Annotated in this window: 13 protein-coding genes; 7 read left to right on the top strand and 6 right to left on the bottom strand. The window is 70.4% G+C overall.

From position 1 onward, the window contains the following. Positions 1–18: 18 nt before the first annotated feature. From KHP12_RS20955 to iolC, 5 genes are all read right to left on the bottom strand, one after another. Complete coding sequence (locus KHP12_RS20955; protein ID WP_086881346.1) at positions 19–1,515, bottom strand: CoA-acylating methylmalonate-semialdehyde dehydrogenase; 1,497 nt, start codon at positions 1,513–1,515, stop codon at positions 19–21. A 28-nt stretch (positions 1,516–1,543) separates the two neighbouring features. Beyond that, positions 1,544–3,430 (bottom strand): 3D-(3,5/4)-trihydroxycyclohexane-1,2-dione acylhydrolase (decyclizing), encoded by a 1,887-nt coding sequence (iolD, locus tag KHP12_RS20960; protein ID WP_086881347.1) that lies wholly within the window; start codon positions 3,428–3,430, stop codon positions 1,544–1,546. Continuing rightward, complete coding sequence (gene iolB, locus KHP12_RS20965; protein ID WP_086881348.1) at positions 3,427–4,359, bottom strand: 5-deoxy-glucuronate isomerase; 933 nt, start codon at positions 4,357–4,359, stop codon at positions 3,427–3,429. The genes iolD and iolB overlap by 4 nt, the downstream gene beginning before the upstream one ends. A gap of 29 nt (positions 4,360–4,388) precedes the next feature. Further along, positions 4,389–5,276: a Cgl0159 family (beta/alpha)8-fold protein gene (locus tag KHP12_RS20970; protein ID WP_086881349.1), complete on the bottom strand. Its 888-nt coding sequence runs from the start codon at positions 5,274–5,276 to the stop codon at positions 4,389–4,391. A gap of 258 nt (positions 5,277–5,534) precedes the next feature. Then, on the bottom strand, positions 5,535–6,482 hold the full coding sequence (iolC, locus tag KHP12_RS20975; protein WP_086881350.1) for a 5-dehydro-2-deoxygluconokinase: 948 nt from the start codon (positions 6,480–6,482) through the stop codon (positions 5,535–5,537). A gap of 282 nt (positions 6,483–6,764) precedes the next feature. Between iolC and KHP12_RS20980 the strand changes: the two genes are divergently transcribed. The 6 genes from KHP12_RS20980 to KHP12_RS21005 all read left to right on the top strand — a co-directional run bounded on the left by KHP12_RS20980 (position 6,765) and on the right by KHP12_RS21005 (position 12,472). Next, complete coding sequence (locus tag KHP12_RS20980) at positions 6,765–7,775, top strand: substrate-binding domain-containing protein (RefSeq protein ID WP_086881362.1); 1,011 nt, start codon at positions 6,765–6,767, stop codon at positions 7,773–7,775. Between the two features lie 7 nt (positions 7,776–7,782). Further along, the gene (locus KHP12_RS20985) at positions 7,783–8,853 is read left to right on the top strand and encodes an ABC transporter permease (protein WP_086881351.1); all 1,071 of its coding nucleotides are present in this window, start codon (positions 7,783–7,785) and stop codon (positions 8,851–8,853) included. 5 nt (positions 8,854–8,858) lie between these two features. Next, a complete protein-coding gene (locus KHP12_RS20990; RefSeq protein ID WP_037955144.1) occupies positions 8,859–9,734 on the top strand; it encodes an ATP-binding cassette domain-containing protein in 876 nt (291 codons plus the stop codon). Positions 9,735–9,899: 165 nt separating this feature from the next. Further along, positions 9,900–10,820: a sugar phosphate isomerase/epimerase family protein gene (locus tag KHP12_RS20995; protein ID WP_086881352.1), complete on the top strand. Its 921-nt coding sequence runs from the start codon at positions 9,900–9,902 to the stop codon at positions 10,818–10,820. A gap of 130 nt (positions 10,821–10,950) precedes the next feature. Next, the gene (locus KHP12_RS21000) at positions 10,951–11,970 is read left to right on the top strand and encodes a Gfo/Idh/MocA family protein (RefSeq protein ID WP_020871201.1); all 1,020 of its coding nucleotides are present in this window, start codon (positions 10,951–10,953) and stop codon (positions 11,968–11,970) included. Positions 11,971–12,262: 292 nt separating this feature from the next. After that, the gene (locus KHP12_RS21005) at positions 12,263–12,472 is read left to right on the top strand and encodes a helix-turn-helix transcriptional regulator (protein ID WP_020871200.1); all 210 of its coding nucleotides are present in this window, start codon (positions 12,263–12,265) and stop codon (positions 12,470–12,472) included. A gap of 26 nt (positions 12,473–12,498) precedes the next feature. On the opposite strand, the gene KHP12_RS21010 is transcribed toward KHP12_RS21005, so the two are convergent. Further along, entirely contained in the window at positions 12,499–14,919 is a 2,421-nt protein-coding gene (locus KHP12_RS21010; RefSeq protein WP_086881353.1) for an MMPL family transporter, read from the bottom strand. Between the two features lie 167 nt (positions 14,920–15,086). Here KHP12_RS21010 and KHP12_RS21015 point away from each other — a divergent pair, with 167 nt between their 5' ends. Beyond that, positions 15,087–15,746, top strand: coding sequence for a TetR/AcrR family transcriptional regulator (locus tag KHP12_RS21015; RefSeq protein WP_244202729.1), 660 nt, complete (start codon positions 15,087–15,089; stop codon positions 15,744–15,746). Positions 15,747–15,802 lie beyond the last annotated feature (56 nt).

Here is a 15,802-nt window from a genome sequence, read left to right on the forward strand (position 1 = left end):
AGGTTCTTCAGAGACGCCTCAGTGGTTCTTCGGGAAGCCGAGGTTGATGCCGACCTCCTCCGACGGCTCCGGCCAGCGGGTGGTGACGACCTTGCCGCGGGTGTAGAAGTGCACCCCGTCGTTGCCGTAGATGTGGTGGTCGCCGAAGAGCGAGTCCTTCCAGCCGCCGAAGGAGTGGTAGCCCACCGGCACCGGGATCGGCACGTTGACGCCGACCATGCCCGCCTCCACCTCCAGCTGGAAGCGGCGGGCGGCGCCGCCGTCGCGGGTGAAGATGGCCGTGCCGTTGCCCCACTGCGAGCTGTTGATCAGCGCGATGGCCTCGTCGTAGGTCTCGGCGCGCACCACGCACAGCACCGGGCCGAAGATCTCGTCACGGTAGGCGTCGGCCGTCGGCGGGACCCTGTCCAGCAGCGAGACGCCGATGAAGAAGCCGTTCTCATGGCCCTCCACGGTGTACCCCGTACCGTCCACGACCACCTCGGCGCCCTGGGCCGCGGCCCCGTGCACATAGGAGGCGACCTTGTCGCGGTGCTCCTTGGTGATGAGCGGGCCCATCTCGGAGGCCGGGTCGTTCCCGGGGCCGATCCGCAACGTGGCGGCCCGGTCGGCGATCTTCTTCACCAGGTCGTCGCCCGCGTCGCCGACCGCGACCACGACCGAGACCGCCATGCAGCGCTCACCGGCCGAGCCGTAGGCCGCGTTGATGGCGTTGTCCGCCGCGAAGTCCAGATCGGCGTCGGGCAGCACCAGCATGTGGTTCTTGGCGCCGCCGAGCGCCTGCACCCGCTTGCCGTGCTCGACGGCCCTGGACTGGATGTACTTCGCGATCGGCGTGGAGCCCACGAAGCTGACGGCCGCGACGTCCGGGTGCTCCAGCAGCCGGTCGACGGCCACCTTGTCGCCGTTGACCACGTTGAGCACCCCGTCCGGCAGCCCCGCCTCGGCGGCCAGCTCGGCCAGCCGGCGGGAGGCCGAGGGGTCCTTCTCGCTGGGCTTGAGGACGAAGGTGTTACCGCAGGCGATGGCCACCGGGAACATCCACAGCGGCACCATCGCCGGGAAGTTGAACGGAGTGATGCCCGCGACCACGCCCAGCGGCTGGCGGATCGAGGAGACGTCGACGCCGGTGGAGACCTGGGTGGACAGCTCGCCCTTCAGCTTCTCGGCGATCCCGCAGGCCAGCTCCACGATCTCCAGACCGCGGGCCACCTCACCGAGCGCGTCCGAGTGGACCTTGCCGTGCTCGGCGGTGATCAGCTCGGCGATCTCGTCGCGGTGGGCGTCCAGCAGCTCGCGGTACTTGTAGAGGATCGCGGTGCGCCTGGAGAGCGAAGTGGTGCCCCAGGAGCGGTACGCCTCCTTGGCCGCGGCCACGGCCGCGTCGACCTCGTCCACGGAGGCCAGGGCGACCTGGGTGTCCTGGGCGCCGGTGGCGGGGTTGTAGACCGGCCCGTACGCGCCGGTCGCGCCCTCGACGGTCTTTCCGCCGATCCAGTGGTTGACGGTCTTCATGGGTGCGGAGCCTTTCTCTCGAAAAACGTCAGAGGTGGCGGCGGCGTGCGGCGGCCTGCCGGTCGTAGTCCTCACGGGCCTTCACGGCGGCCGGACGGGTCGCGATCTGGGCGACAGGCACATCCCACCACGCCTGTGCCTCGGGTGCGCCGGACACTGTGTCGGCCGTTTCGGTCTCCACATAGACACATGTGGGCCGATCCGAGGCGCGAGCCTCGGCGAGCGCCGCCCGCAGCTCGCCCACGCTCTTCGCGCGGAGCACATCCATGCCCAGCGAGGCGGCGTTGGCGGCCAGGTCGACCGGGAGCGGATCGCCGGTGTACTGCCCGTCGGCCGCCCGGAAGCGGTAGGCGGTGCCGAAGCGCTCGGCGCCGGTGGTCTCCGACAGACCGCCGATCGAGGCGTAGCCGTGGTTCTGGAGCAGCACGACGTTGATGTTGATGCCCTCCTGGACCGCGGTGACGATCTCGGTGGGCATCATCAGATAGGTACCGTCCCCGACCAGCGCCCAGACCGGGGTGGCGGGCGCCGCGAGCCGTACGCCGATGGCGCCGGGGATCTCGTATCCCATGCAGGAGTAGCCGTACTCGAGGTGGTACTGGCGCGGGGAGCGGGCGCGCCACAGCTTGTGGAGGTCGCCCGGCAGCGAGCCCGCCGCGTTGATCACCACGTCCTCGTCGCCGACGACCGCGTCCAGCGCGCCCAGGACCTGGGTCTGGGACGGGCGGGCCGTCTCGTCCTCGGCGGCGTACGCGGCGTCCACCCGGCGCTCCCACGCGGTCTTCCCGGTGCGGTACTCGGCCTCGTACGTCTCGTCCACCCGGTGGCCCGCCAGCTCGGCGGTGAGCGCTTCGAGCGCGGCGCGGGCGTCGGCGACCACGGTGGTGGCGCCGAGCTTATGGGCGTCGAACGGCGTGATGTTGAGGTTGAGGAAGCGGACCGCCGGGTCCGCGAAGAGGGTCGCGGAGGCGGTGGTGAAGTCGCTGTAGCGGGTGCCCACGCCGATGACCAGGTCGGCGGTGCGGGCCAGGTCGTCCGCGACGGCGGTGCCGGTGTGGCCGATGCCGCCGATGTCGGCGGGGTGGTCGTAGCGCAGCGAGCCCTTGCCCGCCTGGGTGGACGCCACCGGGATGCCGGTCGCGTCCACGAGGGCGCGCAAGCTGTCCTCCGCCTCGCTGTGGTGGACCCCGCCGCCCGCGACGATCAGCGGCCGGCGGGCGGCGCGGACGGCCCGCGCGGCGGCGGCCACCTCGGCCGCCTCGGGGGCGGGGCGGCGGACGTGCCAGACCCGGTCGGCGAAGAACTCCTCGGGCCAGTCGAACGCCTCGGCCTGGACGTCCTGCGGCAGGGCCAGGGTGACGGCGCCGGTCTCGGCCGGGTCCGCCAGCACCCGCATGGCCTGGAGCGCGGCCGGGATCAGCGCCTCGGGACGCATCACCCGGTCGAAGTAGCGGCAGACCGGGCGCAGCGCGTCGTTCACCGAGATGTCGCCCGCGTAGGGCACTTCGAGCTGCTGGAGCACGGGGTCGGCGGGCCGGGTGGCGAAGATGTCGCCGGGCAGCAGCAGCACCGGCAGCCGGTTGACGGTGGCGAGCGCGGCACCGGTCACCAGGTTGGTGGCGCCGGGGCCGATGGAGGTGGTGACGGCCTGGGCGGCGAGCCGGTTGTTCTGCCGGGCGTAGCCGACCGCTGCGTGCACCATCGCCTGCTCGTTACGGCCCTGGAGGTACGGCATGGTGTCCGGCCCGGACTCCAGCAGCGCCTGGCCGAGCCCGGCCACATTGCCATGGCCGAAGATCCCCCAGGTGGCGTTGATCAGGCGATGCCGCCGCCCGTCCCGCTCGGTGTACTGGTGGGCCAGGAACTCCACCAGCGCCTGGGCGACGGTGAGGCGACGCACTGCCGAACCGTTCATCGTGGGTCTCCAGCGGGTGCTTGATAGAGGGGCAGACGGGGGTCGACGGCCTGGTCGGGCCAGGTGGAGCGGATCCAGGCGTGGTCGGGGTGGTCGCAGATGAGCCAGGCGCGCTCCGCCGCCGGGCCCGCCATGACGTTGAGGTAGTACATGTCGTGCCCGGGGGCGGCGATGGAGGGGCCGTGCCAGCCGTCGGGGATCAGGACGGTGTCACCGGAGCGGACCTCGGCGAGCACGTCGGTGCCGCGGCCGTGGCCGGACGGGGAGACCCGCTGATAGCCGATGCCCTCGTTGCCGTGGGCCTCGGCGATCTCGAAGTAGTAGATCTCCTCGAGCTCGCTCTCCTCGCCGGGGCGGCACTGGTCGTGCTTGTGCGGCGGGTACGAGGACCAGTTGCCGCCCGGGGTGAGCACCTCGACGGCGATGAGCTTGTCGCATTCGAAACCGCCAGCTGATTTTCCGCCTCCGGCGGGGGCTGCCGCGCCGAAGTTGTTCACCTGGCGTGAGCAGTTGCCGCTGCCGCGCAGCTCGACGGGGACGGCGGAGGCCGGTCCGTAGCGCGCGGGCAGCCGGCGCTCGCAGCGGGCGCCGGTGAGCGCGAAGCGGCCGCCCGCGCCGCTGGCGATCTGGGCGTGGGAGTCGCGCGGCAGATAGACGAAGTCGCTCACCCCGCTGAACACGCTCTCCCGGCCGTGCAGTTCGAACGTCTCGCCCTCGGCGATCACGGTGCAGCCACCGCTCAGCGGCAGCACGATCCACTCGCTGTCACCGGTGGCCAGCGAATGCGAACCGCCGGGCGGCAGATCGAGGACCCGCAGGCTGGAGTAGCCCCAGCCGGCCCGCTCGGGGGCGATGTCCACGGCGTAGGGCCCGTCGGCCGCCTTGCCGGCCTGCACATGGAAGCCGGGGAACGGATCGGTGGTGGTCATGGCGTGAAGTCTCTGCCTTTCTTACAGCGTCACAGCAGGCCGACGGCGGTGTCCACGGCGGTCTCGACACTGCCCTCCGCCGGATAGAGCAGGGAGCGGCCGACGACCAGCCCCTGCACGGTGGGCAGGCCCAGCGCCTTGCGCCACTTCTCGTACGCATCCTCCTGGTCCTGCGGAGACTTGCCCACGTCGCCGCCGAGCAACACCGCCGGAAGGGTGCTCGTCTCCATCACCGCCGCCATCTCGTCGGCGTCGTCGGTGACCGGCACCTTCAGCCAGGTGTAGGCGGAGGTTCCGGCGAGGCCGGAGGCGATGGCTATGGACTTGGTGACGGCCTCGGCGGACAGGTCGTTGACGACCTTTCCGCCGGTCCGCCGGGAGATGAACGGCTCGACGAAGACGGGCAGCCGCCGCTCCGCCATGTCGTCGATGGCGCGGGCCGTGGTGACCATGGTGGTCAGCGAACCGGCGTCCTCGTAGTCGATGCGCAGCAGCAGCTTGCCGGCGTCGAAGCGGAGGCGCTCGATGTCCTGGGGGCGGTGTCCGGTGAACCGGTCGTCGAGCTCGAACGAGGCCCCGGCGAGGCCGCCGCGGTTCATCGAGCCCATGACGACCTTGCCGTCGAGGGCGCCGAGCAGCAGCAGGTCCTCGAGGATGTCGGCGGTGGCGAGCACCCCGTCGACCCCGGGCCGGGACAGCGCCACACACAGCCGCTCCAGCAGATCGCCCCGGTTGGCCATGGCCAGCTTGTGGCCACCGACGGCGAGGGCGCCGCGCGCCGGGTGATCGGCGGCCACGATCATCAGACGGCCGCTGTCCCCGATGAGGGGGCGGCGGACCCGGCGGGCGGCCGCCTCGGCGATGGCCTCCGGATGGCGGCTGCGCACCGTCACGAGGTCCGAAATGCTGATGCTCAAGGGTTTTTCCTCTCTTTTTCGAGGCTCGGTTCGCCTCCGGGGCGCTCCAGTCGCTGTCGACGGTCGACCGTGCTCGGTCGCCCACGCGGCGGAGCCGCATATCGATCGGAGCCCTCGCTCCCTGCGCGCGCTCTCCCTTTCGACAGCGACGCGCCCCTTCGGCTCGCCCCCAGCTACCGCTGGGAGGTACCCCCAGCCGGTCGGACGGGACGCCCCGTAACGATGGGCACCCAGCGGCCACACCACTGGGCTCCGGGGTCAGTCCCCCGCCAGCAGAGCCTCGACCTCCGCTTCGGTGGGCATCGCGGAGGAGCAGGCGAGGCGGGACGCGACGATGGCGCCCGCCGCGTTGGCGTACCGCATGACGCGCTCCAGGGGCCAGTCCGAGAGCAGCCCGTGGCACAGGGCGCCGCCGAACGCGTCGCCCGCGCCCAGCCCGTTGACCACCTCGACCGGGACCGGCGGGACCTCCGCGGTGGTGCCGTCGCGGTGCACGGCGAGCACCCCGCGCGGACCCTGTTTGACGACGGCGATCTCCACCCCCGCGTCCAGCAGCGCCTGCGCGCACGCCTTGGGCTCGCGCGCACCCGTGGCGATCTCGCACTCGTCCACGTTGCCGACGGCGACGGTGGCGTGGCGCAGCGCCTCGGCGTAGAAGGGGCGGGCGGTCTCCGGGTCGGCCCAGAACATCGGCCGCCAGTCGAGGTCGAAGACGGTGGTGCCGCTCTTGGCGCGGGCGGCGAGCGCGGCGAGGGTGCTGGTGCGGCTGGGCTCCTCGCTGAGCCCGGTGCCGGTCATCCAGAAGATCCGGGCGGCGCGGATGGCGTCGAGGTCCAGCTCATCGGCGTGGATCTCCAGATCGGGCGCCTTGGGGCGGCGGTAGAAGTACAGCGGGAAGTCGTCCGGCGGGAAGATCTCGCAGAAGGTGATCGGGGTGGGGTACTCCTCGACGGGGGTGACGAAGCGGTCCTCCACCCCGAAGGCCCGCAGCTCCTGGTGGATGTAATCGCCGAACGGATCCGCCCCGGTGCGGCTGATCACCGCGGAGCGGCGGCCGAGGCGGGCCGCGGAGACCGCGACATTGGTCGCCGAGCCGCCGAGAAACTTTCCGAACGATTCAACCTGCGGCAGCGGCACACCGGTCTGGAGTGGATAGAGGTCCACTCCGATGCGGCCCATCGTGATCAGGTCGTACGGCTCACTCATGCCTGCCCCTTCGGGAAAGACGCAGCTCAGGGTCTGGTGCTCAGAACTCCGGGATCCACCCCGGCCCTTCAGGTCTAGACGTGCGCCCCGCCCACTGTCAAGACTTTGTCCTTACATACGGACGTCATCATCCGGATCCACGGGGCGCGTTACCGCCTCGTTACGTCCGGATGAAATGTTGTCATGACAAAGTCTTGACAGTGGCCCCCCACGGGGAGAGGCTCCCGTTCTGCAACGGCCGTGCTGATTCGACGGACCTGGCTTTGAGAGGTGCTGGAACGGATGGACCTCAGACTCAATCGACACCGCAGAGCGGGCCTCGCCGCACTCGCCACCGCAGCCGCCCTCCTGGCGGCGGGGTGCAGCAGTCAAGGTGGCAAGAAGGCCCAGGAAGCCGACGCCGGCCTCGCGGCCGGGAAGGCCGACACCCCGCGGATGCGGATCGCGATGATCACTCACGCGGCCCCGGGCGACACCTTCTGGGACACGGTGCGCAAGGGCGCCAAGGCCGCCGCGGCCAAGGACAACGTCGACCTCGTCTACTCCAGCAACCCCAACGGAGCCGACCAGGCCAACCTGATCCAGAACGCGATCAACCAGAAGGTCGACGGCATCGCCGTCACCCTCGCCAAGCCCGACGCCATGAAGGGCGCGATAGCCAAGGCGAAGAAGGCCGGGATCCCGGTCGTCGCCTTCAACGCCGGACTCGACCAGTGGAAGGACATGGGTCTGCTGGAGTACTTCGGCCAGGACGAGAACATCGCGGGCCAGGCGTTCGGCAAGCACCTCAACGAGGTCGGCGCCAAGCACGACATCTGTGTGATCCAGGAGCAGGGTCATGTCGCCCTCGAGGCCCGCTGCGCGGGTGTGAAGAAGACCTTCAAGGGCAAGACCGACATCCTGTACGTCAACGGAACCGATATGCCGTCGGTCAAGTCGACGATCTCCGCGAAGCTCAAGCAGGATTCGAGCATCGACTATGTCGTCACCCTGGGCGCCCCGTTCGCCCTGACCGCCGTGCAGTCCGCGAAGGACGCGGGCGACAAGGCCAAGGTGGCCACCTTCGACCTCAACAAGGACCTGGTCTCGGCCGTGCAGAGCGGCGATGTCCAGTTCGCCGTCGACCAGCAGCCGTATCTCCAGGGCTATCTGTCCATCGACTCCCTGTGGCTCTACAAGAACAACGGCAACTTCAGCGGCGGCGGCGAGCAGCCGGTGCTGACCGGGCCCGCGTTCGTCACCAAGGACAACGTGGACACCATCGCCAAGTTCGCCCAGAAGGGAACACGGTGAGCCGGTCATGACCCATACCGCCACCCCGGCGGCAGCGACACCGCCGGCCTCCCCCGCGGTCCCGCCCAAGAGCCGCACCGCCGAGCGCTCACTGGCCCGGCGGGCGCTGGCCCGCCCCGAGATCGGGGCGCTGGTCGCGGCCGTCGGCGTCTATCTCTTCTTCTTCGCCGTGGCCCCCACCTTCCGGCAGGCCGACTCCTTCGCCACCGTCCTCTACCAGGCGTCCACCATGGGCATCATGGCGCTCGCCGTCTCCCTGCTGATGATCGGTGGCGAGTTCGACCTGTCGGCCGGAGTCGCCGTCACCTCCTCGGCGCTGGCCGCGAGCATGCTCAGCTTCCAGCTCACCACCAATGTCTGGGTGGGTGTGCTCGTCGCCCTGCTGGTCTCGCTCACCGTGGGGCTGATCAACGGACTGCTGCTGATCAAGACCGGGCTGCCCAGCTTCCTGGTCAGCCTCGCCAGCTTCCTGATGCTCCAGGGCGCCAACCTGGCCATCACCAAGCTGCTGACCGGCAATGTCGCCACCGACACCATCAGCGACATGGACGGCTTCGACCAGGCCAAGTCGCTCTTCGCCTCCGAGATCGCCATCTTCGGCGTCGATGTGAAGATCACCGTGCTGTGGTGGCTGCTCTTCGCCGCCATCGCCACCTGGGTGCTGCTGCGCACCAAGTTCGGCAACTGGATCTTCGCGGCCGGTGGCTCGAAGGAGAGCGCCCGGGCCGTGGGCGTACCCGTGAACCTCACCAAGATCGCCCTCTTTATGACGGTGGGCTTCGCGGCCTGGTTCGTGGGCATGCATCTGCTCTTCGAGTACAACACCGTGCAGGCCGGCGAGGGCGTGGGCAACGAGTTCTACTACATCATCGCGGCCGTGATCGGCGGCTGCCTGCTCACCGGCGGCTATGGCTCCGCGATCGGCGCGGTCCTCGGCGCCTTCATCTTCGGCATGGTCAACCAGGGCATCGTCTACGCCAACTGGAACCCCGACTGGTTCAAGTTCTTCGTCGGCGTGATGCTGCTGCTCGCGACCCTCGTCAATCTGTGGGTGCGCCGTCAGGCCGCCAGGAGGTGATCGGAATGGCAACGAACGTCACCAAGGACAGCGCCGCACAGGCTCCCGCGCCGGACGAGGAGCCGGTGATCCGGCTGCGGGGCGTGGGCAAGCTCTACGGGAACATCCGCGCCCTGGAGGGCATCGACCTGGCCGTCCGGCCGGGCCGGGTGACCTGTGTGCTCGGCGACAACGGCGCCGGCAAGTCCACCCTGATCAAGATCATCTCGGGGCTGCACCAGCATGACGAGGGCGAATACCTCGTGGACGGGAAGCCGGTGCGGCTGAACACTCCGCGCGACGCCCTGAACCTGGGCATCGCCACCGTCTACCAGGACCTGGCCACCGTGCCGCTGATGCCGGTGTGGCGGAACTTCTTCCTCGGCTCCGAGCTGACCCGCGGCCCCTGGCCGGTGCGCCGGCTGGACATCCAGCGGATGAAGCAGATCACCGGCGAGGAGCTGTCCGCCATGGGCATCCACCTCGACAACCTGGAGCAGCCCATCGGCACCCTCTCCGGCGGCCAGCGGCAGTCCGTGGCCATCGCCCGGGCGGTCCACTTCGGCGCCCGGGTGCTGATCCTGGACGAGCCGACCGCGGCGCTCGGCGTCAAGCAGTCCGGTGTGGTGCTCAAGTACATCGCGGCGGCGCGCGAGCGCGGGCTCGGCGTCATCTTCATCACCCACAACCCGCACCACGCCTATATGGTCGGCGACCACTTCGCGGTGCTCCGGCTCGGCGCCCTGGAGCTGAACGCGGCGCGCGAGGACGTCAGCCTCGAAGAGCTCACCAACCATATGGCCGGCGGTACCGAACTGGCCGCGCTCAAGCATGAGCTGGCCCAGGTCCGCGGGGTCGATGTGGACGAGCTGCCGGAGGAGGTGACCGCTCCTTCCTCCTGACGGACACCACCTGACGGACGCCATCCTTCCGACGTCTTCCCTCCCTTTTCCCTGACAAGACGTCCGAATGTCCTGACGAAGCCTTGACGGCCGCCCGCCCGGCCGGTGAAGCTGCCCAAAACAGTACGACGCGGGCACCCCAGCACACCGAGGAGACCCTCTGCCATGACTGCCGACGCCTCCCCCGTACCCGCCCTGGACCGCATCCGGGTCGGCTCGGCCCCCGACTCCTGGGGGGTGTGGTTCCCCGACGACGATCAGCAGGTCCCCTGGCAGCGCTTCCTCGACGAGGTCACCGAGGCCGGTTACGAGTGGATCGAGCTGGGTCCGTACGGCTATCTGCCCACGGACCCGGCCCGGCTCACCGAGGAGACCGGCCGGCGCGGTCTCACGGTCTCCGCGGGCACCGTCTTCACCTCGCTGCACCGCGGCCCCGAGGTCTGGGACGCCACCTGGGAGCATGTCTCCCAGGTCGCCGAGCTGACCCGGGCGATGAACGCCAAGCACCTCGTGGTCATCCCCTCCTTCTGGCGGGACGACAAGACCGCCGAGCTGATCGAACCCCCGAAGCTCACCGCCGAGCAGTGGCGCCATCTGTCCACCGGGATGGAGCGGCTCGGCCGTGAGGTGCGGGAGCGCTTCGGACTCGACATCGTCGTCCACCCGCATGCCGACACCCATATCGACACCGAGGAGAACGTGGCCCGCTTCCTGGACGCCACCGACGCAGACCTGGTCAACCTCTGCCTGGATACGGGCCACTACGCCTACTGCGGCGGCGACAGCGTCAAGCTGATCGAGACCTACGGCGAGCGCATCGGCTATCTCCACCTCAAGCAGGTCGACCCGGAGATCCTCGCCGATGTGGTGAAGAACGGGGTGCCGTTCGGCCCCGCCGTCCAGCGTGGTGTGATGTGCGAACCGCCGAACGGCATTCCGGAGCTGGGTCCGGTCCTGACCGCGGCCCAGAACCTGGATGTGGATCTGTTCGCCATCGTCGAGCAGGACATGTACCCCTGCCCGCCCGGCCAGCCCTTCCCCATCGCCGAGCGCACCCGGCGCTTCCTGCGCTCCTGCGGCGCCTGACCCCTCCCTTTCCGCCCCCACGGGCCTTCGCCCACTCGGGCCTTCGCCCCACGGGCCTTGGCTCCACGGGCCTTCGCCCCCACGGGCCTTCGAACCGTCCAGAGAGCAGAGAGAGAAGAGAGAGCAGTTTATGACCCAGCAGGGAACGCTCGGGGTCGCCGTCATCGGGACCGGCAAGATGGGCGCCGACCATGTCCGCCGCATCAACGACGTGATCAGCGGCGCCCGGGTGGCCGCCGTGGTCGACATCGACGAGGCGCGGGCCAAGGCGGTCGCCGACACCGCCGACGGCTGTCAGGCGTTCACCGACCCGGCCGCCGCGATGGCCGCGCCCGGCGTGGACGCGGTGCTGATCGCCTCGCCGGGGCCCGCGCACGAGGCCGCGCTGCTCAGCGCTTTCGAGCGCGATCTGCCGGTGCTGTGCGAGAAGCCGCTCACCCCGGACTCCGCGTCCGCGCTGCGGGTGCTGGAGGCCGAGCAGCGGCTGGGCCACCGCCGGGTGCAGGTGGGCTTCATGCGCCGCTACGACACCGAGTTCATGAAGCTCAAGGCGCTGCTGGCCGGGGGTGAGCTGGGCCGCCCGCTGCTGCTGCACTGCCGCCACCGCAATGCCTCGGTGCACTCGTACTTCACCAACGAGATGATGATCACCGACTCGGTGGTGCATGAGATGGACCAGTCGCGCTGGCTGCTGGAGCAGGAGATCGCCGCGGTCACCGTGCTCAAGCCGACCCCCAGCTCACTGTCGCCCGAACCGCTCAGCGACCCCCAGCTGGTGGTCTTCGAGACCACCGGCGGGGCGATCGTCAATGTGGAGATCTTCGCCACCTGCGGCTTCGGCTACCAGGTGCAGGCGGAGGCGGTCTGCGAGCGGGGCACCGCCCGCGTCGGCGATGCCCACGGGATGCTGGTCAACCGGCCCGGCACCTGGGGCGGGGAGATCGCCCCCGACTTCGTGGCCCGCTTCGAGGAGGCGTACGACCGCGAGGTGCAGAGCTGGGTCAACGCCACCCGGCGCGGCGAGGTCGAGGGCCCCAGCACCTGGGACGGCTATGCCGCGACCGCCGTCAGCGAGGCGGGGGTCCGGGCCCAGGCCACGGGGCAGCGCACGGCGGTCGAGATGATCGAGCGCCCCGCCCTCTACAGCTGACGCCCCGTCTCCAGCTGACGCCTTGTCTCCAGCTGACGCCCAGCGGGCCGGCCGTGACCTCACGGCCGGCCCGCTGTGGTCATGGCGTCCGGGTCTCGTCCGGTGCGTCACCCGTGCGTCACAGCGGTCACATCTCCACACGCCTCCGTCACAGCTGTTCAACAGCCCCGGGCCCCCTTCACTCAGCGTCGTTGACCGGGCACAGGCTGATGGAATGTGAGCAGGCGCGCCGTGGCTCCCCCGACGGCCCCACCGGGCCGTGACCGCGACGCCCTGCGGAAGGGCATAAGAGATGACCGACCGGAGGCTGTGGTCGTACAAGGAGATCGCCGCGCATATCGGTGTGCAGACCGACACCGTACGGTCCTATCGCAAGCACGGTCTGCTGCCGCCCCCCGATCATGTGGAGGGCGGCAAACCGTATTGGTACGCGGATACGATCCGCTCCTGGGTGGTCCGCAGACCCGGCAACCGCCGCGCCCGGCGTGACGGCAAGGACTAGCGGTGCCGCCACGTCCGCCTGAGCCGTCAGCGGCCCGTACTCACCCGGTCCCGGTCCCGCGCCTTCTCCCCCTCTCCCCGAACCCCGTCCTCGTCGTGCACCTTGTCCTCACCGTGAGCCCCGTCCTCGCCGTGCGCCTTGTCCTCACCGTGAGGCCCGCCCTTGCCGTGAGGCCCACCCTTGCCGCCGCACCGGCGACCATCGGCCTCGCCGCCGGTGGCGGCATCCGTGGACTCCCCCTCGCTCAGCCCGAACCGGGTGTGCAGCCGCCGCAGCGGGCCCGGGGCCCACCAGGTGGCCCGGCCGGTCAGCTTCATCACCGCCGGCACCAGCAGCCCGCGCACCACCATCGCGTCCATCAGCACGGCCAGGGCGATGCCCAGCCCCAGCATCTTGGTGTTGGTGACCCGCGAGGTGCCGATGCCCACCATCACCACGGCGAGGATCAGCGCCGCCGCCGTGATCAGTCCGCCGGTGCGCCGCAGTCCGAACTCCACCGCCGCCTGATGGTCCCCGGTGCGGTCGTACTCCTCCTTGATCCGGGAGAGCAGGAAGACCCCGTAGTCCATGGAGAGCCCGAAGGCGACGCAGAACATCAGGACGGGCAGGGTGGTCTCGATATCGCCGGAGGTGGTGAAGGCGAGCGGGCCGGACAGATGCCCGTCCTGGAAGACCCACACCACCGCGCCGAACATCGCGGTCAGACTGAGCGCGTTGAGCAGCACGGCCTGAATCGGTATCAGCACGCTTCCGGTGAGCAGGAAGACCAGCAGCAGGGTGACGGCGACGATGATGGCCGCGGCCCAGGGCAGCCGGTCGGCTATGGAGTCCTTGGTGTCCACCAGGACGGCGGCGGTGCCGGTCGCCGAGGTGGTGAACGACGGCTCCTGGGCGCGGATCGTCCGCACCAGGTCCTGGCTGGCGGTGTCCACGGCCTCCCCCTTGGGCTGCACGGTGATCTCCGCCGAGCCATCCGACAGCCGCGCCGCCTCCGCCGGCCCCGGCTCGGCCACCCGCCGCCCGTCGGCGAACCGGCCCGCCGGGCTGTCCACCCGCAGCACCTGGGGGAGGGCGGAGACCTTGGCGCTGTAGTCGGCGAGGGCCTTGGTGCCGATGGAGCCGCCCTCCGCGAGGACCTCCACCGCGCCCCCGGGACCGCCGGGGAACCCCTCCCGGATGTGCTGCTGCACCACATGGGACTCGGCGCTCGACGGCAGCTGACGGTCGTCCGCGGTGCCGAACTCCACCCTCAGGAACGGCAGTCCCAGCGCGACCAGACCGGCGACGGTGGCCAGCGCGAACACCGGGGCGCGCCGCATCACCAGCCGGGCGAGCCGCGCCCACCCCGCCCCGGGCTCACCGCCCCGGGCCGGGCGGCCGCGGCGCAGCAGCCGGGTGAGATCCAGTGCGTTGACCCGGTCGCCCAGGAGGATGAGCGCCGCGGGCAGGACCACCAGGGCGGCGGTGGCGGCGATCAGCACCACCGCGATCCCGGCATAGGCGAAGGAGCGCAGGAAGTACTGCGGGAAGACCAGCATGGCGGCGAGCGACGCGGCGACGGTCAGCGCCGAGAAGAGGACGGTGCGCCCGGCGGTGCGCAGCGTGGCCGCGACGGCGGGCAGCTTCTCCGCGCCCCGGCCCAGCTCCTCGCGGAAGCGACGGACGATGAACAGGGCATAGTCGATGGCGAGTCCGAGGCCGAGCGCGGTGGTCAGGTTCTGCGCGAAGACCGAGACATCGGTGAACTCGGTGAGCCCGCGCAGCACCGCGTCGGTGCCGAGGATCGCGATGATGCCGACTCCGAGCGGCAGCAGGGCGGCCACGGCGCTGCCGAAGACCATCACGAGCAGCACCAGGGTGATGGGCAGGGCGATCATCTCGGCCCGCAGCAGATCCTCCTGGATGGTGGACTGGAGCTCATGGCGGACCGCGACCATCCCGCCGACCCGCACCTCGACCGGGCCGTGGGCACCCCGGTAGTGGGGCGCTATGCGCTCCAGCGCCTTGCCCGCGGCCGACTCATCGCCCAGGATCCGCGCGGCGATGATCGCCTCGCCCCGGTCACGGGCCCGCAGCGAGGGCGCGCCGGTGGTCCAGTACGAGGTGACCCCGGTGACCGCCTTCTCGCCCGAGAGCTTCTTGGCCAGTGCCCGGGCCTCGGCGGCGACGGCCGGATCGTCCACGGCCTTCTTACCGCTGTCGACGAGCAGGATCAGATTGGGTTGCGAGGCGGGGAAGCGCTTCTCGAGCGCCTTGGTGGCATACGCGGACTCGGACGCGGGGTCCTCCCAGCCGCCGCTTCCCATCCGGTCGGCGACCCCACTCCCGGCTACGACGGCCAGCGCGGTGAAGATCAAAGCGATCAGCAGAGACAGCCGAGGACGCGCCGTGACCAGGCGGGTCCACCCTCCGATCCGGTCCTCGGGTGGGCGGTTGACATCGGTCATGGCGCGGTGTCCCCTTCACCTGTGCCCCATGCCGCCACCACATGTCCGTAGGCAGCACGGGTCGCTGATTACCATGGACGGTAAACACGAGCGACCGCTCGCGTTTCTCAAGAATGCGAGCGGGCGCTCGTGTTTGTCAATCGAACACGGAGAGCCGGGGAAAACAGGTGAGCGAGAGCAAGGCGGACCAGTCCGACGAGACGGCGAAGCCGCGCCGCAGACAGGCGCGCGGCGAGCGCCGGATCCAGCAGCTGCTCGACGCCGCCGCCAGCGTCTTCTGCCGCACCGGCTACACCTCGGCGAGCACCAACGCCATCGCCCGCGAGGCCGGGGTCTCCCCCGGCACGCTGTACCAGTTCTTCCCGAACAAGGAGGCCATCGCCGTCGAGCTCGGCGAGCGCCTCAACCGCCGGATGCTGGAAACCCACGGGGTGGCCTTCACCCTCGAGAACGCCGCGCTGCCACTGCGCGAACTGCTCGACGCGGTCCTCGATCCGATGATCGAGTTCAACTGCGCGAACCCCGCCTTCCTGACCCTGCTCCAGTCCTCCGACGCCCCGGGCCACTTCCTCGAGGAGCACGCCACCCTGCACGACTCGATCCAGGACCGCATCAGCGAACTGATCGGCGCCCGCAGCCCCGACCTCTCCCCCGAGCGCCGCACCCAGACCGCGAACATGGCGTTCGCCCTGTTCAAGGCCGGGCTGGGACTGATCCTCGGCCATGAGGGCGCGGAACGGGACGCGTACGTAGCGGAGTTGAAATCCGCCCTGTACGGCTATCTCGCCCCGGCGCTGGGCACCGAGGGAGTCCCCGCCCAGCCCTGACCCCGGACCACACCTCGTCGCACGTCCCTCCCCCGCTCCGGCCCGCGGAGGGGTGC

The sequence above is a fragment of the Streptomyces asiaticus genome, from assembly GCF_018138715.1.
Lineage (GTDB): Bacteria > Actinomycetota > Actinomycetes > Streptomycetales > Streptomycetaceae > Streptomyces > Streptomyces asiaticus.